This is a genomic window from Ciceribacter sp. L1K23 (genome assembly GCF_018122705.1).
Lineage (GTDB): Bacteria > Pseudomonadota > Alphaproteobacteria > Rhizobiales > Rhizobiaceae > Allorhizobium.
Genome location: NZ_JAGRRC010000001.1, coordinates 498,769 through 520,558 on the forward strand (window position 1 = coordinate 498,769; position 21,790 = coordinate 520,558).

General features: G+C 56.6%; 14 protein-coding genes. 6 read left to right on the forward strand and 8 right to left on the reverse strand.

Annotated elements, in window-relative coordinates; all coding sequences use genetic code 11:
• Positions 1-5 precede the first annotated feature (5 nt).
• Positions 6-1,898: a sugar phosphate isomerase/epimerase and 4-hydroxyphenylpyruvate domain-containing protein gene (locus J5J10_RS02260; RefSeq protein WP_211928653.1), complete on the forward strand. Its 1,893-nt coding sequence runs from the start codon at positions 6-8 to the stop codon at positions 1,896-1,898.
• A gap of 29 nt (positions 1,899-1,927) precedes the next feature.
• On the opposite strand, the gene J5J10_RS02265 is transcribed toward J5J10_RS02260, so the two are convergent.
• The 6 genes from J5J10_RS02265 to J5J10_RS02290 form a co-directional block, all read right to left on the reverse strand.
• Positions 1,928-2,779, reverse strand: a complete 852-nt coding sequence (locus tag J5J10_RS02265; protein WP_211928654.1) for an ABC transporter permease subunit — start codon at positions 2,777-2,779, stop codon at positions 1,928-1,930.
• 4 nt (positions 2,780-2,783) lie between these two features.
• On the reverse strand, positions 2,784-3,650 hold the full coding sequence (locus J5J10_RS02270) for an ABC transporter permease (RefSeq protein ID WP_208552711.1): 867 nt from the start codon (positions 3,648-3,650) through the stop codon (positions 2,784-2,786).
• The gene (locus tag J5J10_RS02275; protein WP_211928655.1) at positions 3,650-4,720 is read right to left on the reverse strand and encodes an ABC transporter ATP-binding protein; all 1,071 of its coding nucleotides are present in this window, start codon (positions 4,718-4,720) and stop codon (positions 3,650-3,652) included. The genes J5J10_RS02270 and J5J10_RS02275 overlap by 1 nt, the downstream gene beginning before the upstream one ends.
• Before the next feature lie 76 nt (positions 4,721-4,796).
• Complete coding sequence (locus J5J10_RS02280; protein ID WP_211928656.1) at positions 4,797-5,873, reverse strand: extracellular solute-binding protein; 1,077 nt, start codon at positions 5,871-5,873, stop codon at positions 4,797-4,799.
• Between the two features lie 206 nt (positions 5,874-6,079).
• Complete coding sequence (locus tag J5J10_RS02285) at positions 6,080-7,375, reverse strand: FAD-binding oxidoreductase (protein ID WP_211928657.1); 1,296 nt, start codon at positions 7,373-7,375, stop codon at positions 6,080-6,082.
• Between the two features lie 110 nt (positions 7,376-7,485).
• On the reverse strand, positions 7,486-8,589 hold the full coding sequence (locus J5J10_RS02290) for a mandelate racemase/muconate lactonizing enzyme family protein (protein ID WP_211928658.1): 1,104 nt from the start codon (positions 8,587-8,589) through the stop codon (positions 7,486-7,488).
• A gap of 135 nt (positions 8,590-8,724) precedes the next feature.
• Here J5J10_RS02290 and J5J10_RS02295 point away from each other — a divergent pair, with 135 nt between their 5' ends.
• On the forward strand, positions 8,725-10,212 hold the full coding sequence (locus J5J10_RS02295; protein WP_211928659.1) for a PLP-dependent aminotransferase family protein: 1,488 nt from the start codon (positions 8,725-8,727) through the stop codon (positions 10,210-10,212).
• 78 nt (positions 10,213-10,290) lie between these two features.
• Here J5J10_RS02295 and J5J10_RS02300 read toward each other — a convergent pair whose 3' ends face one another.
• Both J5J10_RS02300 and J5J10_RS02305 read right to left on the reverse strand, forming a co-directional pair.
• Complete coding sequence (locus J5J10_RS02300; RefSeq protein ID WP_211928660.1) at positions 10,291-11,490, reverse strand: mandelate racemase/muconate lactonizing enzyme family protein; 1,200 nt, start codon at positions 11,488-11,490, stop codon at positions 10,291-10,293.
• Between the two features lie 203 nt (positions 11,491-11,693).
• Complete coding sequence (locus J5J10_RS02305; protein ID WP_211928661.1) at positions 11,694-13,322, reverse strand: GMC family oxidoreductase N-terminal domain-containing protein; 1,629 nt, start codon at positions 13,320-13,322, stop codon at positions 11,694-11,696.
• A gap of 531 nt (positions 13,323-13,853) precedes the next feature.
• Here J5J10_RS02305 and gmd point away from each other — a divergent pair.
• The 4 genes from gmd to J5J10_RS02325 all read left to right on the forward strand — a co-directional run bounded on the left by gmd (position 13,854) and on the right by J5J10_RS02325 (position 21,718).
• A complete protein-coding gene (gmd, locus tag J5J10_RS02310) occupies positions 13,854-14,996 on the forward strand; it encodes a GDP-mannose 4,6-dehydratase (protein ID WP_211928662.1) in 1,143 nt (380 codons plus the stop codon).
• 2 nt (positions 14,997-14,998) lie between these two features.
• Positions 14,999-15,946 (forward strand): GDP-L-fucose synthase, encoded by a 948-nt coding sequence (locus J5J10_RS02315; protein WP_349252032.1) that lies wholly within the window; start codon positions 14,999-15,001, stop codon positions 15,944-15,946.
• A gap of 303 nt (positions 15,947-16,249) precedes the next feature.
• On the forward strand, positions 16,250-20,674 hold the full coding sequence (locus tag J5J10_RS02320; protein ID WP_211928663.1) for a glycosyltransferase: 4,425 nt from the start codon (positions 16,250-16,252) through the stop codon (positions 20,672-20,674).
• A gap of 87 nt (positions 20,675-20,761) precedes the next feature.
• Complete coding sequence (locus J5J10_RS02325) at positions 20,762-21,718, forward strand: radical SAM/SPASM domain-containing protein (RefSeq protein ID WP_211928664.1); 957 nt, start codon at positions 20,762-20,764, stop codon at positions 21,716-21,718.
• The last annotated feature ends 72 nt before the right edge of the window (positions 21,719-21,790 follow it).

The following is a 21,790-nucleotide window of genomic DNA, read 5'->3' on the forward strand; positions in this document are numbered from 1 at the left end:
CCGGGATGAAAACCTCGATAGCGACCGTCTCCATCAGCGGTGAATTCGAAGAAAAACTCTCCGCGATCGCCGGCGCCGGCTTCGATGGGATCGAGATTTTCGAGAACGATTTCCTGGCCTTTGACCGCTCTCCGGCCGACGTCGGCAAAATGGTTCGCGACCAAGGCCTGACGGTTTCCCTTTTCCAACCCTTTCGCGATTTCGAGGGCATGCCAGAACCCTTCCGGAGCCGCAACTTCGATCGCGCTGAGCGCAAGTTCGATCTGATGGCAGAGCTTGGCACCGATCTCATGCTGATCTGCTCCAACGCCTCGCCGGTATCGCTCGGCGGCATAGATCGTGCCGCCGATGACTTTCGCGAGCTTGGCGAGCGGGCGGCAAAACGTGGACTTCGCGTTGGATACGAAGCCCTTGCGTGGGGAAGGCATATCAACGACCATCGTGATGCCTGGGAAATCGTACGGCGCGCCGATCACCCAAGTATTGGCCTTATCCTCGACAGCTTCCACACTCTTGCGCGAAAGATCGACGTCAACTCAATCCGCGCCATTCCCGGTGACAGGATCTTCATCGTCCAGCTTGCCGACGCACCGTTGATCGAGATGGACCTACTTTACTGGTCGCGCCATTTCCGCAACATGCCAGGAGAAGGCGATCTCCCTGTCACGGCCTTCATGCAAGCGGTGTCGGCGACCGGTTATGACGGATTTCTGTCACTCGAAATCTTCAACGACCAGTTTCGTGGTGGTTCGCCGCAAGCGATTTCGAAGGACGGGCAGCGTTCGCTCGTCTATCTCATGGACCAGGTCAGGAACAACGAGCCTGATATCCGGATACCGGTACCCTCGATGCCTCCACGTGCCGAGGTAACCGGTATTGCTTTCGTCGAGTTCGCCGTCGGCGATGATGACGGCCGTCAACTCGAAGCTCTGATGAGCTCGCTTGGCTTCAGGACTGTGGCACATCATCGCTCGAAAGCGGTCAAACTGCTGCAGCAGGGTGATATCCGCCTTATTCTCAACAGAGAGGCCAGGGGGTTCGCGAACGCCTCATATCTGGTGCACGGGGCAAATGCATATGCCTTCGCTCTTATGGTCGATGACGCCGCGAAGGCGCATGCGCGTGCAATAACTCTCGGGGCGGAGGACTTCCAGCAATCGGTCGAAGAAGGAGAACTGCAGATCCCCGCGATCCGAGGGGTCGGTGGCGGCATCGTCTACTTCCTCGATCAGACGAGCGAGCTTTCCCGAATCTGGGAAGTCGATTTCACCCCTGTGGCTCCTGACATGGATGCGCCGGGTGAGGTGGGTCTTACGCGCATCGACCATCTTGCTCAGACGACGCGCTACGAGGAAATGCTGACCTGGCTGCTCTTTTACACGTCGCAACTGGCGACACGGAAGACGCCGATGGTCGATATCGTCGATCCCGCAGGGTTGGTGCGCAGCCAAGTGGTCGAAACGGCGGGCGGAAACCTAAGGATCACGCTCAACGGCGCCGAAAACCGCAACACACTGGCGGGACGGTTCATCGCCGAAACCTTCGGCTCCGGGATCCAGCATATCGCGTTCGAAACGCACGACATTTTTGCCACTGCCAGGATGCTCGCCACAAGGGGCTTCAAGGCACTCGCCATATCCCCGAACTACTACGATGACCTTGAAGCGCGTTTCGGGCTGGATTCCGGTCTCGTCGAAAAGATGAAATCGGCCAACATCCTCTACGACCGCGACGATGGGGGCGAGTATTTCCAGCTCTACTCACCCACCTACGGCGAAGGTTTCTTCTTCGAGATTGTCGAACGGCGCGGTTACGGCGGCTATGGCGCGCCCAATGCCATCTTCCGGATCGCCGCGCTACGTCGTCACCTTCGCCCGAAGGGTATGCCGAAAGCGTGACGGCGGCGCTTGCGCCTGCATATCCCGGGTTATTGCTGTTGCCTTTCGCGCTGCACCACCACGCTCAGCAGTGCCAATAGCCCCGATCCCAGCATCAGAACCACCGAGACCGCGTTCAGGACGGGCGTCGAACCAGCTTTCACCATGCGGTCATACATCGTAACCGTCAGCGGCGCGTCCGAGCCGACGAGCATGAGCGTGGTATTGAAGTTTTCGAACGAGACCAGGAAGGCGACGACGAAGGCGGAGAACAGCGCTGGAAAGAGGAAGGGAAGCGTGACCGTCGAAAGCACCCGAAGCCTTGTGGCGCCGAGGTTCAACGCGGCTTCTTCCAGCGCTATGTCGAACTTCTGCAGACGCGCCGCGATAACGAGCGACGTGATCGTCGTCAGGAACGAGAACTGTCCAAGCACGACCAGGGGAATGCCGGGCCTCAGCCATGTGAGGAATAGACCGAGTTCACGATCGGCGAAGTTCGCGATCATGGATGCGAAGACGAGAATGGAGATGCCGAGGATGACGCCGGGGATCACCAGCGGCACCACCATCAGGATGTAGAGTAGGGACTTGAACGGAAACTCCTTGCGCACGAAGAGAAACGCGTTGCAGGTGCCGGCGACGACCGAAAGTGCTGCCACGATCAGGCCGATATAGACGGAGTTTCCAAGGCCGCGCAGCAGGCGCTCGTCGTGCAGGAAGCCGAGCTTGGGTTCCGTCGATGAGAAGAACCAGTCGAGCGTGAAGCCCTGCCAGGGCAGAGACGGAAAGAGAGAATCGTTGAACGCAAAGGCTCCCGCCGCCAGAAGCGGAGCTACCAGATAGAGGAAGAAGATCACCACATAGGCGCGATAGACGAACAGGAGATGAGCAGGGGTCCGCATGTTCTCAATCCTTCGCGACAGTGGTGGCGAGGCTTTGGCCTGTCAGCCGAAGGCCCGCCCAGACGACGAGGGAGGTGAAGGCGAGGAGCAGCACGCCAAACGTGGCACCGGCTTCCCAATTGTAGCGGGTGATGAACTGGTTGTAGATTTGCTCGGTGAACCAGCTGGAATTCTTGCCGCCGAGCAGGATGGGCGTCAGATAACTGCCGGCCGCCAGCATGAAGGTAATGATGCAGCCGGAGACGATGCCAGGCATCGCATAGGGCACGATGATGCGACGAAAGACCGTGAAACGCGATCCGCCGAGATTGTAGCCCGCTTCGAGCAATGAATCATCCATACCCTGTAGGGTGGAAACGAGCGGGACGATCATGAACAGGATGACCGTGTAGACGAGGCCCATCACCACGGTCACATCGTTGTAGAGCATCTCGACGGGCTGGTCGATCAGGCCGAGATTGACCAGAGCGTTCGAGACTACGCCAGTCTCGCGAAGCAGTACGATCCAGCCATAGGCGCGAACGAGATCGCTCACCCAAAGCGGAATGAGGCACATCAGGAACAGCGCCGCACGGCTCCGCTCCCTCGCCATCTTGGCGATGTAATAGGCCACGGGAAATCCCATCACCAACGCAATCACCGTCACGAGGATCGATATCCAAGCGGTCCGCAGCAATGTGTTGCGGTAGATTGGCTCCCCGAAAAAGGCCGCGTAGTTTGCGAAGCCGTATTCGTACTGGTTGAAGCCCACTTTCTCCCGCAGGGACACGTAGCCGATACCGATCTGCGGCAGCACGATCAACAAGCCGATCCACAACACGAACGGCGCCATCAGCAGGATCAGCGACAGGCGCCCGGCATCACGCCCCATCAGCCTGCCCTCCTCGGGAAGACGCGTGCCAGTTCCGGCTTCCAGGAGAGCTTCACGGCATCGCCTTTGGCCACAGTCGATGCGGCGGAGGGGTCGGCCACCTCCACAAGCTGGCCATGGACCGTCATCACGAGGATGCGGGAATTCGCACCGTTGAATAGCAGACTATCTACAATGCCTACGAGTTCGGCATCCGCCGCGCCCGGCCCGATGGCCAACGCCTCCGGCCGGAGGAAAATTTCGACGGCGTCGCCCGGTCTGCCTGCACCCGACAAGCGTCCGACCACGCGACCGCCGCCGTGGAGATCGACGCTGGCGAGGTCGCCGCGCGTCTCCACCAACCGCCCCGACAGGCAGTTGGAATCGCCGACAAAACCCGCGACAAAGCCGGACACCGGGGCATCGTAGAGCTCACGCGGGCTGCCGATCTGCTCGAAGCGTCCGCCATTCATCACCGCAACGGTGTCTGACATGACCAGCGCTTCGGACTGGTCGTGAGTGATGTACAGGAAGGTCGTCTCGAACTGGTGCTGCAACTGTTTCAGCTCGATCTTCATGTGCTCACGAAGCTTAAGATCGAGCGCGCCGAGCGGTTCATCAAGCAGCAGCACGTCTGGCTCCAGCACCATGCAGCGGGCAATCGCGATGCGCTGTTTCTGGCCACCCGAGAGCTGGCTGATGCGTTTTTCCTCGACACCGGGCAGACCGACACGCTCCAGGACTCGCGCAACCTTGCGCGGGATATCCGCCTTTGCCTCTCCCCGGCAGCGCAGGCCGTAGGCAGTGTTTTCACCGACATTCATCATCGGGAAAAGCGCCAGATGCTGGAAGACCATCTTCACGTTGCGGCGGTTCGGTGGGACCTTCACCACGCTCTCACCCTTGATCCGTATGTCGCCGGAGGTCGGCGTCTCGAAGCCAGCGATCATTCGCATCAAGGTTGTCTTGCCGCAGCCGGAGGGGCCGAGGATTGAGAAGAAGGAACCGGAGGGAATGTCGAGCGACACCTCCGATACAGCAGTGAACGCTCCGAACTTCTTCGTAACGCTGGAACAGCTCAAGTCATACATCGCGCACTATCCATTTCTTGAACCCGCCGGGGCGATAACACGCCCCGGCTGCTCTTCGTGGTCGCTGAAGCAGGCTTCAGTTCGAAGCCGCCTTGATGCGTTCGAGCGCGATACCTTCCATATCCTCGATCCCCGGAGGGATGTTGGCAAAGAACTTCAGGTTCTCGATGTCGGCCTGGGTGAACGCTGCCTGTACGGCCGCCTTCTTGTCGTCGGGAAGAAGATCCGCGGCATTGGGAACGGCAGCAAGCGCGCCGGTCGAGGCCGACATAATCTTCACATTCTCGGGCTGGATCACGAAGTTGATCCACTTGTAGGCGGCATCGTCAGCCTCGCCGCCGCGCGGAATGGCGAATGTATCGATCCAGGCCAGCGCACCGGTCTCCGGCGGAACGAAGACGATGTCCTGGTTCTGCGAATAAAGTTTGAAGGCGGTCGAATCCCAGGTTTCCGACAGGATAACCTCACCCGACAGCATCAGCGCTGAAAGATCGTCACCCCCGGTCCAGTAGGTCTTGATGTTATCTTTGCACGCGATCAGCTTGTCGGTGACCTTGTCGAGCATGTCCTTGTAGGCAGCGGTATCGGCATAGAGATCAAACGGATTCATCCCCATTGAAAAGGCAGTGCCGAGAAGGATCGTGCGGCGGAGGCGCATGGACGTGCGGCCCTTGTATTTCGGATCGCAGAGATCGGCCCAGCTCTTAGCGTCGGGGGCCTCCTTCTTGTTCGCCATGATGCCGGACGTACCCCACTGGTGCGGAACGGCGTAGACCTGACCTTCGATCGTGGTGTTCTGCTTCACGCCATCGACGAGGTTAGGCGCCATCTGACCGACATTAATCTTCGACAGATCAAGCGGCTTGTAGATGTTGTATTCGAGTTGCGCAGCGTAGATGCGGTCGTGACTCGGCTGGGCGAGATCGTAGCCGGTGCCGCCGGTGGCACGGAGCTTGGCCACCATCTCCTCGTTGTTCGAGAGCGTCACCTCCACCTTGATATCGGGGTTCTCGGCCTCGAACTTCTTGATCAATTCGTCAGGCGCATAGCCGCCCCAGGTCAGGATGCGCAATGTCTCGGCATTGGCGGCCGAAGCGGTCGCCATCAGTACAAAAGCGGTCGCGCAGAGCAGTCGATTTCCCAGTTTTCCCATTGTTCTCTCCTCTCAGTGACAATCGTTCTTTGTTTTTCGTCGTTGTCTTTTCCTGGCTACCGGCGTTCCTTGACCGGCATGTGAAGCTCCCCGAGCGCGGGGATTTTCCACGTGCGCCATTTGCGCATTGAAGGCGCAAACTGGTCACCATCAAATATCCATTCTTTCGATTGTTAAAGACCACTTTGACGTGGCTGTCCTAGCGGTCAAAGGCCGAGCCGATCCCGGAGCCGGTAGACATGTACGGCCGGCGCCAGGAACCACGGCCTGCCGAAATAGTAGGAGCGTGACGGGAATTCCGTTTCGCCATAACCGGTTCGGCCCTCAGACTTGCCGAGAATGGTCTGTCCGACGCGCATGCCGAGATAGCCGGCCATTCCGACACCCGAACCGCAGTAGCCCATGGCATAGTGAATGCCGTCCTGTTCGCCAGTGTGTGCAAGCGTGTCGAAGGTGTAGCCGACATAGCCCATCCACGAATGCGTGACCTTACAGCCCGCAAGCTGGGGGAAGAGCCTCACCATTTCCCGATAGAGCAGAGGCCCGCTCTTCGTCGGGTCTGTCTCGCCCATGCTGACACGTCCGCCGAACAGAATGCGCCGCCGGTCGGGCGAGGCCCGGAAGTAGTAAAGAACGCGCCTCGTATCGGAGACCACGCGGTTTTTCGGGATCAATTCGTCAACGAGGGCTTCGGGCAATTCCTCGGTCGCGATGATGTAGCTGCCGATCGGAATGATGCGGCGACGATGCCAACGCGAGAGGGCGCCGGAATAGCCGTTGGTCGCGAGGACGACATTACGAGCCTGGGTTTGTCCGCGCGCAGTGGCAGCGGAGAACATCCGCCCCTCGCGCCTGATGGCGGTGACCTCGCAATCTGGCGCAAATTCAACACACGCCTGTCGCGCCAGGCTCACGAGAGCGGCATGATAAAGACCGGGATCGAGCGAGGCATGTTTTTCGAAGACGACACCGCCATAGTAGACGTCCGTACCGAGTTCGGAGCGTTGCTCAGCCCGAGGGATGACATGCGCCGGCATTTCCAGGCCCTTCGGCTGTGTCATGATCGACGCCGCCAGCGTCTCGAACGATCTCCGGTCATGGGCGACATGAAAGCGGCCGACGACGGAGAAGTCACAGGAAATTCCTTCCGCACGGATAAACTCTTCGGTCCATGCAAGGGAGTGGCGACCGTCCTCGAATATTCGCCGTGCGGTCGCTTCCCCATGGGCTTTGGCGAGGCTATCGAAACCCGGCTTTACAGATGTGCTGATCTGACCGCCATTTCGTGTCGAGCAACCGAAACCGATCGGCCCGGAATCGCAGACCAGAACCGTCCTGCCGCCGCGGGCGAGTTCGATCGCCGCATGCAAGCCCGTATATCCCGACCCGACGATGATCACGTCGACACTGCGCGGAAGTGCGGCTTCCTCGATTTTTTTTGGCGGAGACTTTTCCCACCAGTAGGGCGTCATCTTCGCGTCGGCAGTAAAGATGGTCTCCATTCACGCCTCTCTGTCTGGACCTGTCAGCTCATGATGCAGGAATAGGGCTACGGCGCAACATGGCCCTTCCGTCACGCGATCGCGCGAAATCGCGTTTTAGAGGCATCAGCTCAATCGAGCTCGCTGATTTGGTACGCCGATTTCGCGAGCCATTCCGGGTCGAGTTCCACCCCCCAACCGGGCGTATCATCGATCGCTATCTTCCCATCGTTGACCTGGTAGGGATCCTTACGGAAAAGACCATATTGCCACGGGTAGTAATCTGCTTCCTCGATGGAGAACTCCAGGTAGTCACCGGCGTTCGGAATGGCTCGGAGCACATGCATGGTGAAGAGCGTGACTAGCGACAGGTTCGCACAGTGGGGGGTAACGGGAAGATGCGCCGCCTCAGCCATGCGGGCAACCCGCAACGTCCGGCTTATCCCGCCGAGATAGAGGACGTCGGGCTGCACGATATCGACCGCCCGCATGTCGATCATGCGCCGCCAGATCGTCAGGTCACAATCCTGCTCGCCACCCGTTACGGCGATGTCGAGGGCGTCGGCGACCTCCTTGGTCTGCTCCAACTCCCAATAGGGGCAGGGCTCTTCATAGTGGACCATGCCGTGGTCCTCCATCATGCGCCCGACCTCGATCGCCTTGTGAGGAGAATAGCAGGAGTTGGCATCCGCAAGGAGGTCCGCCTCCGCTCCAAGCGCCCGGGTCACGGCCGCAATGATCTCCTCGGTGCGACCAGGCCATTCGTCCGTATTGCGACCGACCTCGGCGCCAACACGAAACTTGAAGGCATCGAAACCGAACTCCTGGCGCAGACGCTTGAAGCGCTCCACCTCATCCTTCGGGGTGATGTCTCGCTTCATCGACGAGGCATAGGCCCGCAAGGGTCCAGGCGTTCCACCGAGCAGCGACACCACCGGCTTTCCCGCCTGCTTGCCCCTGAGGTCCCATATCGCGGTATCGAGTCCACCCATGGCGCGACGCAGATAGGAGCCCGGGAACTTGTGCTCGCGTTCCGCGATAAGATCGAGATGATCGTCGAGATCGACGATTTCCACGCCAAGCGTCCAGGGTGCGACCTGCCGATGCAGCACCAGCGCCGAAATGTCGGAATTGTAGGTCGACAACTGACCCCACCCCTGGGCACCCGTCTCGTCGGTCACGCGAACGAAGCCGACATAGCGGGTCGAGAAGGTTTCGATAGACTTCAGTTTCATTGCCGAACCTCGCGTCGGGCAAAAAGCCAAGATGGATTGGCCTCACTGTGTGCCTAAACTGGCCTTTGACTAAGGTCCATTTTGGAATAGTTTTCATGCCAATAATCGAAAATCGAGTCTTCCGGACGGACGGAAATGGTAAAATATGCCGGCGGCGCACTGATACCGCCGATCAGGATCGACAGGGACGACGAAAGCTCCGTGACCGCGCAATTGGCCAGTGGCCTGCGCGAGCTCATCCTGTCGGGAAGGCTGGCCGCGGGCGAGCGATTGCCTTCGAGTCGCACTCTGGCCAAAGACCAGGGCGTTTCGCGCACGACGGCGGTCACCGTTTACGAGCAGTTGATGGCAGAGGAGCTGATCTATTCCCGCGTCGGCGCAGGTGCCTATGTGAGCGAGACACTGGATCAGGAGCGTCCGCAGAAGGCGGAGCCGGTTCAAGAGCCGGCCGATACGACGCCGCCAAGGCTAGCGCGTCTCAGTCTGGAAGCTTCCGAGCAATATTTCCCTCGCCTGTCGCATCCGCCAGTGCCACGACCTTTCGTCACCGGCATGCCAGCCAATGACGAGTTCCCGATGGCGCTCTGGGCCCGGCTATCGGCCCAGTATTGGAGGCAGTCGCGCCATCTGGTGCTGGGTTATCCCGACCCCGTCGGCCTCTATGAACTTCGCAAGGCGATCTGCAACCATCTCAAGGCCAACCGCGGCGTCGCCTGCGAACCCGACGACGTCTTCATCTTCAATGGCGCTCAGGACGCCTTCAACCGGATCGGCCAGATGCTGCTCAATCCGGGAGACAAGGTGTGGTTTGAAAATCCGGGACCGATCGGCGCACGCAACAGTCTCGTGTCGAGCGGCGCCAGCCTTGTCCCGGTGCCTGTCGATGATCAGGGCATCGATGTCGCAGCCGGATTGAAAACATGCCCGGAGTTCCGCATGGCCTTCGTGACGCCGGCGCGCCAGCACCCTCTCGGTGTGACCATGTCGCTTGGCCGGCGGCTGGAACTGCTCTCCGCCGCCGGACGCTGCGGCGCCTGGATCGTCGAGGACGATTATGATGGCGAGTTCTATTATTCCGGCCATCCCGCGCCGACGCTGAAAAGCGTCGATACGGCCGGACGCGTGATCTATGTCGGTACATTCTCGAAGGTGATGTTCGCGGCACTCAGGCTCGGCTACATCGTGGCCCCGCCGGAGCTTGCAAAAATGTTCCGTCGCGTGGCCGGCGCCACCATGCAAGGAGCCCCTTCCAGCCTCCAGGCCATCATGGCGAACTTCATGGAGCAGGGCCATTTCAACGCCCATCTGAGACGTATGCGCCGCATTTACGCGGAACGGCAGGCCGCGTTGATCACGTCGGCGGAGGAGCACCTGGGCGGTCTTCTCGACGTGCAACCGACGACGACCGGCTTTCAGACAGTCGGACGCTTTCTGTCGGAAATCGATGAGGATGCGGTGGCGGCAAAGGCGCTTGAGCGCGGCATCATCGTTTCGCCGCTCAGCCGGTTTTCGCTCGCACCGGCGCAAAAGGGCCTGATCCTCGGCTTCAGCGCGGTCTCACCGCGCGCAACCGTTTCGGCCGTCCAGGACCTCGCCGACCTGTTGCGGGAGATGCGCGGGTGAAAATAGCAAGCGAGGCCGACGCGCAGTCGCCGGGCCTCCCTCGCCAAATTGCCGTTGCCAAAGAAGCGGTCGGCAGGCCTAACGGATGTCAGCCAGTGCTTCCGGCATCCAGTGCCGCTCCTTCCGGCTCGCCTTGAAGAAGCAGCGCCCGTGCTTCTCGAGGGCGCGGTGATCGATCTCGAATCCGAGGCCCGGCGTCTGCGGCATGTCGAACCAGCCGCGGTTGTGCGCGAAGGGTTGCCCGATGATCGCATCCCGCCCCTCCGGAACCCAGCCCGGTGGAGCGAACGGATACTCGTAGAGCATCTCGTCGGCAAAGCCGCTCGCGGCGAAGACGTGAGCGTTAACGATGAAACCGAAACCATTCGACCAGCAATGCGGCGTAAACTTCAGGCCGCGCTCGCGGCAGAGCCTGCTCAGATCCATGCCCTGCTTGACCCCGCCCGCCCACATCGCATCGGGCTGGAAGATGTTGTAGCAGCCCATTTTGGCCATGCGGGCGAGTTCGTTGTAGCCCATCAAATGCAGCTCGCCGCCGGCGATCGGAACCCGGGAATAGGCCGTCAACCGCGCGATCTCCTCGTGCCACTCGCCGAACAACGGCTCTTCCACCCACGCCAGTCCGACATCGGCCGCCGCATCGACGAAACGCTTCGCACGGTCGAGCGACCAGAGCGGCGCAGCGCCGTTCTGCGTCAGGCGAAATGCCTGATTGCAGTCCACCGAAATCTTCATCCGACCCTGCATGTAGGTTGCGGCATCGGAGATATGCGCGATATCGACCCGTTCGTCGAAATCATGGATGCGAATCTTCATCGTGTCGAAGCCGTCTTCAAGCCGCGCCTCAGCTTCCTCGCGCCGCGCCGCCGGCTCCTTGATTTCGCCAGCGGATGCGTAGAGCTTGATGCGATCATGTGTGCCACCAAGCAGCTTGTAGAGCGGTACGCCGGCATTCTTCGCCTTGATGTCCCAGAAGGCCGGTTCGAGCCACCAATTAAAATTGCCGCCTACGGCCATGATCTGGATTCGCTCTGAAACCCTCTCGATATCTTCGGGGTCCTGGCCGAGAAACAAGTTGGCCATCGTATCGCCGATGCCGGCGCGATCGCGTCCACCTCCCGAAAATGCGCTCCAGCCTTCAACCCCATCGTCCGTGATCAATCGCGCGAGTGTGAAAGACACATTGTGGCGGATGGTGCCCGGCATCCATGACGGGGCGAACGGTGCGGCGAGCGGTGCGTTCACGACATAGAGTTCGATCCGGTCCAGTATCTGCATTTCCAACCCTCCAGCAATTTCTGAAATTTCCGATTGCATCGCCATGCTGGCTTTCAAGCACCACCCTAAGAAGAAAGTGGAATGCTCACGATATCCAATTTGAATAATTGGGAAGGCCAGTCTGATGGGCGGGAAAGCTCCGCTGCTTATGGCGGCCGAGAAACGAGGCAGGGGGCGACATCACGTAAATAAAGGCGGGAGAGCTACCTACGCCAGTCTTCAAGGATGAAGTCCGCTCCTTTTTCGCCGACCATGATCGAGGGGGCGTTTATATTGCCCGAGGGGATCAGCGGGAAGATCGAGGCGTCGACGACGCGCAAACCCTCGATGCCGTGAACCTTCAGACGAGCATCGACGACCGATTGGCCGGGCTCCGGACCCATTGCGCATGTGCCGCAGGCGTGGAAGACCGAACCGCTTCTCGCGCGGATATCGGCTGCGATCTCCTCGTCGCTATCGATATCGGGGCCAGGCACGATCTCGCGCTTGATCAGCCCCGCCAGCGGCTGTTCCGCCGCGATCCGCCGCAAGATGCGTGCCGCGTCCACCATTTCCTCAAGATCGGCGGCATCGGAGAGGTAGTTGGGCCGGATGAGTGGCGCGGCAAAAGGGTCAACCGACTTCAGATCGATCTCGCCGCGACTGCGTGGGTGGCAATTGGAAATACCAAGCATGAAGCCGGAGAAGAGGTCGGTGCGCATCAGCGCGCGTTTTCCGGGAACAGCCCGCGTATAGCTGAGCGGCGAGAAATAGAGCTGGATATTCGGGCGAGACCGATCGGAACGACTGCGGACGAACCCACCGGCCTGATTGACGCTCAGCGACAGCGGTCCCTTTCGCGTCAGCACATATTGAAGGCCGACAGCCAACCGGCTCCACCAGGGCCGCAAGACATCGTTGAGGGTCGGACGGGTCGCTTCGTAGATATAGTCAAAACCGAGATGATCCTGCAGGTTTTTTCCCACCATTGGAGCGTGATGTACGAGGGGAACGCCGAGCGAGGACAGCCGCTTCGCATCTCCGATGCCCGAGAGCATCATGATCTGCGGGGAGTTGACCGCGCCGGCAGAGAGGATGACCTCCCTTGCCGTCCGAACCGTCTCGCGAATGCCATCGCGCAGGTACTCCACGCCGACCGCGCGCGTGCCTTCCATCACGATACGCGTGACATGCGTATTGGTCATGATCTCCAGGTTGGAGCGCTTGCGGGCGGGGCGCAGATAGGCATCCGCGGACGAGCACCGGAAGCCACCGCGCGTCGTGACCTGATAGATCGCCGCCCCCTCCTGGCTCGCCCCGTTGTAGTCTTCGTTGATCGCGATGCCCGCCGCTTCGGCTGACTTGAGGTAGTCATTCGCGAGCGGGTGAACCGCGTCCTTCATGCTGGTGATCGTCAGCGGCCCGCCTTTGCCGCGCCATTCGTCGGCGCCTTCCAGGTTGTCCTCCATCCTCTTGTACACCGGAAGAACATCGGCGGCCGACCAGCCGCGATTGCCGAGCGCCGCCCAGGCGTCGAAATCCTGATATTGTCCGCGCACGTAGACCATGGCGTTGATGGAACTGGATCCACCAATCACGCGGCCGCGCGGCCAATAGGCCTGCCGACCTCCCAGCCCGCTTTCGGCTTCGGTCTGGTAGCGCCAGTTGAGCCGCGGGTGATAGAAGGTCTTTCCATAACCAATCGGCATGCGGACCCAGAAATTGAAGTCGCTGCCGCCTGCTTCGATCAGAAGAACTCTGGTGTTCGGATCGGCGCTGAGCCGGTTGGCAAGAACGCAGCCCGCCGATCCGGCGCCGACGATTACGAAATCAAAAACCTGTTCGGTCGCCATGATGGACCATTCACCCCGAAGCATGTTGAGAATGGATATTTGATAAGCGGCAAATCAGGTATTGTCGCGGTCCACTTAGCGTTTGCGGGGATGCCAGTTTGACCTCGCCTGCGACAGCTGAGGTCTGCCTCAAGAGGCTTTCGCAATGAATTTACGCAACGCAACGAGTTGCCAGGACTCGGAATGAGCAACCAGCTATTTGCCGGCACTTACGAAAGCACTCCTTGTATTCGGACCGACGAGGTAAGTCTTCTAGCGTCCTTAAGGATCTACTAGACGTAATGCGGAAGATCATTGCCGTCCTGGGTGAATTCCACCCGTGCCGATAGAAAAACCGGTTGCCCGTCGCTTCTTCCATCCACACAGCCCCATCCGCACGCTCTTCGATTAAAATTCCGTTCAGCGCGGATGACGTGGATGACAGGAGCCAAGGTGCTTGCAACTAAAGGGAATGCCGCATAAACCGGCTGCTACAAGCCCGTTGGGTTGTTCACAGCTAGCGGGACGATACCTAGAATATGAGACAGCAAGATGCAAATTGACCGTCCCTCAGAACAAAAAGTTGCGCTTATTACAGGCATCACAGGACAAGACGGTTCTTATCTTGCGGAGTTCCTTCTCGAAAAAGGTTATGAAGTTCACGGGATAAAGCGGCGCGCTTCGCTTTTTAACACTGCACGCATTGACCACATATACGAGGATCAGCACAGCAAGAACGCGCGCTTCAGACTTCACTACGGAGACTTGACTGACACATCCAACTTGACGCGCCTTATCCGGGATATTGAACCAGATGAAGTTTACAACTTGGGTGCTCAATCCCATGTCGCTGTCAGCTTCGAGGCTCCGGAATACACAGCTGACGTAGATGCAATCGGGACATTGCGATTACTAGAGGCAATTCGTTTCCTCGGATTGGAAAAGAAAACGCGATTCTATCAGGCTTCCACGTCTGAACTCTATGGATTGGTTCAGGAAACGCCTCAAAAGGAAACGACAGCCTTTTATCCGCGGTCTCCATACGCTGTGGCCAAGCTGTATGCTTATTGGATAACAGTCAATTATCGCGAAGCATACGGAATTTATGCTTGCAACGGCATATTGTTCAATCACGAGTCACCTCGTCGAGGTGAGACATTTGTAACACGGAAAATTACCCGTGGCCTGGCCAATTTGGCCATGGGCCTGGAGCCGTGCCTTTACATGGGCAACATCGATTCGCTACGCGACTGGGGCCACGCAAAAGATTACGTACGAATGCAATGGCTAATGCTTCAGCAGGAAAAGCCCGAAGATTACGTCATAGCCACGGGCGTTCAATATTCAGTGCGCGAGTTCATTCGATGGGCCGCAAGCGAATTGGGGATAACGATTCGATTTTCTGGATCAGGGATCGACGAAATAGGAACTGTGGACGCCATAGAGGGTGAAATGGCACCTGCCCTGAAGCCCGGCGATGTCATTGTTCGTATAGACCCTCGGTACTTCCGTCCTGCGGAGGTGGAAACGCTTCTCGGCGACGCAAGCAAGGCGAAGCGCGACCTTGGCTGGATCCCTGAAATAACCGCCCGGGAAATGTGCGCCGAAATGGTTGCGGAAGACCACAAAGCAGCCCGGCGTGTGGCACTCCTTAAGCAGCATGGCCTCCACCTTCCAATGAGTCTGGAGAGCTGAACGTGTCATTTGATTTGTCGGGGAAGCGAATTTGGGTTGCCGGTCACCGCGGCATGGTTGGATCAGCCGTAGTACGCCGTCTCACCTCGGAAAACTGCGAGATTGTAACTGCTGGACGCGAGACCGTCGATCTACGACGCCAGGTCGACGTCGAAGCTTTCTTTAAAGACGTACAACCAGACGCAGTTGTGTTGGCCGCTGCAAAAGTGGGCGGGATTGTAGCCAATGACACTTTCCCCGCCGACTTTATCTACGATAACTTGATGATCGAGGCGAATATCATCGAGGCCGCGCACCGAGCCGGCACGCAAAAGCTTCTCTTCCTTGGTTCGTCATGTGTATATCCGAAGTTCGCAGAACAACCGATCCGGGAAGAGTTCCTGCTGACAGGCGCTCTTGAACCCACCAATGAATGGTACGCGATTGCCAAGATCGCCGGGATAAAGCTCGCCCAAGCCTACCGCAAGCAATACGGCAGCGACTATATATCCGCCATGCCGACGAATCTTTACGGCCCGGGAGACAACTACAATCTAACGTCAAGCCACGTGATACCGGCACTGATCCGCAAGGCACACGAAGCAAAGGCAAATGCGTCAAAAAAGGTTGTCGTCTGGGGGACAGGCACACCCTTGCGCGAGTTCCTTCATGCTGACGATTGCGCAGATGCGCTCGTTTTCTTGCTGAAGAACTATTCAGATTTTCAGCATGTGAATGTGGGCTCCGGTAAGGAGATATCCATTCTGGATCTCACCAAGTTGGTGTGCAAGATCGTGGGATACGACGGCGAAATCGTTCACGATCTCTCAAAGCCGGATGGAACGCCACGCAAGCTGATGAGTACTGACACACTCCATTCATTGGGATGGAGGCCAAAGATAGCACTGGAAGACGGCCTGCGAGATGCCTATGCCGCGTTTCTTGCTGAAGAACATACGTCCAGGCGTTAACATCGAGCGTCCTCCGCATTGGAACCCCAGTTCACCGCTTCCGCAATCGTTGGCCTCTGCGTTGCCCAAAGGGAGCGTGCTCGTTTTCCTCAATTTCGTATGCGGAGCCAATTTGTGGTTTGAAAAATAGAAGTTCAACAAGGCTTTCTTGTAACAAGGTAGGACAACACGTGCTGCAGATAAGTGAATCCGGGTACAGCCTTCTCTCTACGCGTCGAGGGACTTTTCTAACTCCCCCGAACCGTTGAAATGCACCGTCTGTGCTTTAAAACGTAAAATTACTGAGGCGTAAGGGGGAGAATGATGGCTAAAATTGAAGACAATAATGATACAGAACGCGTCGAAAAGTTAGTCGCGAAATTTGTATTGGATAATATTTCAATTACGTCATCTCTTGCCCAAGATGTGTTCGCACTATTTTCCAAGTGCGGTAGGCCTGGGACTTACTTAGAAATCGGAGCCGGCCCACCCAATCGACAGAGTAGCACTCACCTTCTCGCGACCAATGGGTGGCACGGCGTAGTAGTAGATCCTCATCCTGACTATGGTATGACCTTTGCGTCGATACAAAACGTGCGACATATTGCGAAGGCCGTGACCGCCAGCAGATATGCGAGTAAATCCCTGCTACGCATCTATGACACTCGTCCGGAGCTGTCGGTCCTCAACCTGGACGCCTCACGCATAGACAGAACGAAATCGTTGCGGTCTCTTCCCTTCCGTCTCGCGACCGTGGAAACCGTCGCGATTGGAGATTTGGTAGAAACTGCAATCGAACAACTTGACGAGATCGATTTCCTGGCGGTGAACCTGGGCGGGATAGGAAACGACATCCTGGACAAGTTTCCATTCGAGCGCACGAAGCCGATCGCGATATACGCATCGGCAGATGCCGCAGACGGTGAGGACGGGCTGCAGGTACGCCCTGATCGTTTGGCAAAAATCGAAGATGCAGGCTACGTTCGTGTCCTAGGCCGATACACCAGCCCGGCAAGTTGGTATCTCCGGCGGGACGTTATCACTCGCCTCGCCGAACAACCATGCGAGGCGCCGCAGAACCCGTCAAGATTGCAGGGATACGAATTACACATAAACGACCTTGCAAAACTCGCGGTCATGGCCGTGGACACAGAAAACTACGAGGCCGCTATCGATTTAACTGAGGCGCTGATCTCTCATCATCAACAGACGAGGGAGGCGCTTGTAGCGCTACAGCGTGCGTTCAGAGAGGCGGGTCTAGACGACTACAGCGAGCAAATCTCTCCCCACCTTGGCAAGTTAGCCAGTGCTGCGGACGCAATTTCTCTCCTGATGCGGGATCGCCGCAGGAATCTCGCGACTGACGGCAGCGGCGTCATCATCATTGACAACACGATTGCACCTGGGGCAGCCGTCAAACTGGAAATCTGCCACGCACTTCGAGCTCTAGGTTACGAAATCTGTTCCTTGGGCGAAAAACTAATAGGCCGGCATCATATACCCTATCGCACCGATGAACCGCCGACAGGGTATCAACTGCCCGAGACCGGTATCGAATTCATCGAGTACAGGGGCATAAACCTCTGGGATGTATGCAGAGGGCAGGCTGGATATCTCAATACCGAAACCACACCCGTTGAGCCCAGCCAAACGTACAATCATTTGCTTGGGCCACTATTTGAGCGAGCGATCAACTTCATCGACTTTTTTGAAGCGGTCATCAAAAACAACCGGCCAGCTGGTGTCGTTGTGTGGGGCGGAATGCTCTTGGAGCCAAGGATCATGACGTTGATTTGCAAACGTCACGGCGTTCCAGTGTTTGCCACGGAATTCTCCTTTGACACTACACGTATTCATTTCGACGCCGACGGTCGGATAGGAAATGAATTTTCGTTCAATCGGATTTTCAAGTACAGCCAACGTATTGCTCTAAACGAGGCTCAAAGCGCGAACCAACGGAAGTGGGTGGAGAGCAACTACAAGGGAAAAGCCAAGACCCAGCCAGAGCCTGTTCTTTCTGAGCGATTTAAAGAGTATCTCGCAAGCCTCTCAGGCGCCCCGCTACTTCTGTTGTGCCAGTGCTTTATCGATACAGTTATCACCTACGACAACCCCAACTTCGATACAAGTCTTAGCGCGTATTTTTCAGTAATAGATATATGCGAACGTAACGCGATACCATTGATTGTCAAAACACATCCTGGAGACAAGGAACAGTACCATACGACGATTCGGGAATATTGTGAGGGGAAGCAAGGGATAATCTATGTTGGAAAGGACGTTGACGAAAACGTCTATTGCCTGATGGACGTGGCAAGGGCGGGCGTGACGATAAACTCGCAGTCCGGCTTGGAAATGCTATCCAAAGGAAAACGAGTACTCTGTCTAGGCCGCGCTTTTTATGCCGAAGCCGGGCTGTGCGAGATGCTGGCAAGCGCTGGCGAAGCAGAGACGCAAATTCAGGCTCTCTATCGAGCGCGGCCGATGGATGAGGCCGAGCGGCGATTTACTGACGCATATGTGTACAGACTCCGTAATAGTCAGTTGATCGACGTCAGCGCATCACCCCTGCATACTGCGAGACAGTTACGCGCCAGGATTGCTGGAATTACTATGCCCTCGCGCCGCCCAGACCCTTTGCTCCAGGATGACAGGAAACCGCAAGATCCAACCTCTCTGCGAATTATCATCACGCACCCCTCGCCGAGTTGGGCAGGCTCAGGTTTCTATCTTCAAGATATTGCTGTCGAACTACAGAAGCTCGGGCATCACGTCGCCATACTCGCCGAGGGTTCGTTTGCTCCCTATGACACTGGAATACGCTGGCACGCACTCGACTTCGAGGGTCCTCTTTTAAGCCGATCGACTCGTGAGTTCACCGACACCTTTAAACCGAACCTTGTGCTGCAAGTTGGGGTACGAACAAAACCGATGCGCGCCGCGCTGGAACTTTGCGTGGCCCACAAATGTGTTCTTGTCGTACAGGCCGAAGATGATGAGTTCGTCCCATTCCAAAGCAAATATCCGAAGCCAGACATGTCGCTGCTGGAAACACTTGACAACAGCGTCGTTTTCCCAGGCGACCTCGTTAAGCTTACGAATGCGATCGATCTTGAACATCTGACAAACGTTCTCAGCGATCCTGGATTCGATCGATGGGTCGAACCGGTACTACGGTCAACCCTCTATCACTCTGCCTCTGGATATTCAGCGATATGGCATCCAATGGCAGAGCGACTTGAAGAACGGTTCGGAAAAAAAGCGGAAATCCTTCCACCCGTCGTGCGCCTTGAGCATTTCGACAGGACTCCCTTAAGCGCTGCTGATAAGCAAGACTTGCGGCGAGAACTGGGAATTGAGGACGCCTCTATCGTCTATTTCATAAACGGCACGATATATACGTATTCCAAAGAGTTCCAGATTTTTATCGAAGCCCTGAACTCTCTGCAGAGAAAGAGCGGGAAATCGATAGTTCTTCTTGTATGCTCCGACGTACAGTCGGACAATGACAACGACATCAAAATAATAAATCTTGGTCGCCTTGGAGACAAAGCTTACAATCAGATTATTAAACTGAGCGATGTTATCTGCGCGCCTGGAATAAATGACACGTTTAATAAATTCAGGCTCTCATCCAGGCTCGTAAAGGGAATGATATTCGGAAAACCCATCTTCACGTTTAAGACAGGATTTGCCGAGCATTTGGAGGACAATAAAGACGGCTTTTTCACCCACACCGATGACGTGGAAGAATGGGCCGAAGTTCTCAGCCATACTTTGGAGGCAGACAAGCGAGAAGCAGCTGGCCAAAGAGGTATCGAACTTGTTGAAAAGTGGTTTTCAGCGGCAACGGTTGCGCAGTCACTTTCAAAAGCATGGCTTGAATTGGTCGCGAAAAAGGAAGAACCCCGTGCTGTCGCAAGCGGCCTCTTTTCCGCAGATGAAGCTCGAAGACGAATTAGCGAGATATGTTTCCGACAGATGCCAATGGCGGCACGTCAAGCGCACAAACTCACTCGTGGTGAAGGAACGGTCATAGGGCGACACATCGGGAGCGGCGTAATTCTGCTTGGAGGCTTTGCCACGGCATTGAGGAATGTAAATAAGAAGGGAATACGTCACGAGGTTCTATTCGCAGATCGATCATCGGTCTCATTCGCGGTGACTCCCTTTCGAGTTTCGCCTCGAATTGAGATATCGTTGTCATTGGGCCTCAAGGACCCTGATGTCGGCTCGCATTTCAACGTCTATGACATCGACGGACAGGTAAAATCACAGGTGAAGATCAAAGGGGAGCGATTGCATCTTTCGTTCTCGTCTTGGAACAACGAATTCATCGTTACCTGCGATTTGCCCAAACGTAAGACCAAATCCGCAATGGGCCGATGGATTCTACACGAAGTAAACGTTCATGCTGCAAACGTTAGATTTCCACAGGCCATCGAACTCCGTTCAGTTATCGTCCCGGAAGTCCATGCCAAAAGCGAATTCAAAGCTCGTAGATATGTCGAAGCGGCACGGTCATTCATGGAGGCTGCAGCGGAGAACCCCGAAGAACCGCTGCTGCTGTGCTATGCAGCGGAGGCGTATTGGCGCGCGGGCGACCGCAAGAAGGCAAGCGAATTGCAGCAAGCCGCGTGCCTGAAGATGACAACCAATCGAAAAGCGTGGGCCCGACTGGTGGTAATGCGAATGCCATTCTTGCGCCCGATCCTGGGAGCAAACAAGACTAGGGTTCCGGCGCCGTAGTCGGTGGACTGCACAAGTCGCGGGGTTTATCCTAGTGATCCTCGCCGGTATTGTCCGACTTTCGTATTTGGTTATCGAGGTGCATACATGTCAGATTGGAACAACGTCGATATATTCCACTTCGAAGGCGGCATTGCGTCGAGCGACGCGAGGGCGATCTTTAAAAATTCTGTCCGCCTCTTTGAAATCGAGACCTTTTCCTATTGCAATCGCGTATGCTGGTTTTGCCCAAACAAGGACGGCTCCCGACGTCAGGAAAACGTCAGGATGGACCCTGAACTGTATACATCAATTATCGATCAGCTAGCATCGATAGGATATGACAAGACCGTCACGTACAGCCGATACAACGAGCCGCTATACGACCGCATCATCTTGGATCGCATTCGGGAGGCTCGCGCGAAATTGCCGGATGCGAAGCTGCATACAAACACCAACGGTGATTACGTTACCCACGACTACCTCTGTGAGTTGGAAGAGGCGGGACTTAGCAGCATTACAATTCAGGTTTACCTGAAGAATTTTGAGAAATACGATCATGACAAGATGCAAGAACGTGCTTCCTTGCTGATCGAGAAGACGAAACTCAGCTTTGAACTGGTCAAAGATGTGAGGGACGAATGGATCGAATACAAGGCCAGTCTGAAGGGATTGAACGTAGGCCTTCGAGCCAGAAATTTTGATGTGAACGGAACAAACCGTGGAGGAACCGTAGACATTGCATCGGACTATATCCGGACTTCGCCGTGTTTACAGCCCTTCATGGCCATGTATATTGATCACGATGGAAGTGTATTGCCGTGCTGCAATTTTCGCTCTGATGTTCCGGAACATAAAAGTGCTGTCATTAGAAAAATAGACAAAGATTCCGATATTTTTGAAGTGTATACCAGCAACAAGTTGGCAAAGTGGCGAACGGGACTTGTTGGCTTTGATGAAAAAGGCGGTCTTTGCAAAAACTGCAGATTCGCTGTCCTACAGGAAACACCTGAAAGTATAAACCTTAGCAATAATATTTCGAAAATCCTCGAAGTTTCGCATTAGACTTATTGACCGGGAGACGACTGCCGCCTGTGTTGAACCGACGCCAGTAAGAAAAGTTAGAAACAACGCGCG

Coding starts and splice junctions, on each gene's coding strand:
- J5J10_RS02260 (WP_211928653.1), top strand. CDS start 6: ATGAAAACCTCGATAGCGACCGTCTCCATCAGCGGTGAATTCGAAGAA.
- J5J10_RS02265 (WP_211928654.1), bottom strand. CDS start 2,779: ATGCGGACCCCTGCTCATCTCCTGTTCGTCTATCGCGCCTATGTGGTG.
- J5J10_RS02270 (WP_208552711.1), bottom strand. CDS start 3,650: ATGGGGCGTGATGCCGGGCGCCTGTCGCTGATCCTGCTGATGGCGCCG.
- J5J10_RS02275 (WP_211928655.1), bottom strand. CDS start 4,720: ATGTATGACTTGAGCTGTTCCAGCGTTACGAAGAAGTTCGGAGCGTTC.
- J5J10_RS02280 (WP_211928656.1), bottom strand. CDS start 5,873: ATGGGAAAACTGGGAAATCGACTGCTCTGCGCGACCGCTTTTGTACTG.
- J5J10_RS02285 (WP_211928657.1), bottom strand. CDS start 7,375: ATGGAGACCATCTTTACTGCCGACGCGAAGATGACGCCCTACTGGTGG.
- J5J10_RS02290 (WP_211928658.1), bottom strand. CDS start 8,589: ATGAAACTGAAGTCTATCGAAACCTTCTCGACCCGCTATGTCGGCTTC.
- J5J10_RS02295 (WP_211928659.1), top strand. CDS start 8,725: ATGGTAAAATATGCCGGCGGCGCACTGATACCGCCGATCAGGATCGAC.
- J5J10_RS02300 (WP_211928660.1), bottom strand. CDS start 11,490: ATGCAGATACTGGACCGGATCGAACTCTATGTCGTGAACGCACCGCTC.
- J5J10_RS02305 (WP_211928661.1), bottom strand. CDS start 13,322: ATGGCGACCGAACAGGTTTTTGATTTCGTAATCGTCGGCGCCGGATCG.
- gmd (WP_211928662.1), top strand. CDS start 13,854: ATGCAAATTGACCGTCCCTCAGAACAAAAAGTTGCGCTTATTACAGGC.
- J5J10_RS02320 (WP_211928663.1), top strand. CDS start 16,250: ATGGCTAAAATTGAAGACAATAATGATACAGAACGCGTCGAAAAGTTA.
- J5J10_RS02325 (WP_211928664.1), top strand. CDS start 20,762: ATGTCAGATTGGAACAACGTCGATATATTCCACTTCGAAGGCGGCATT.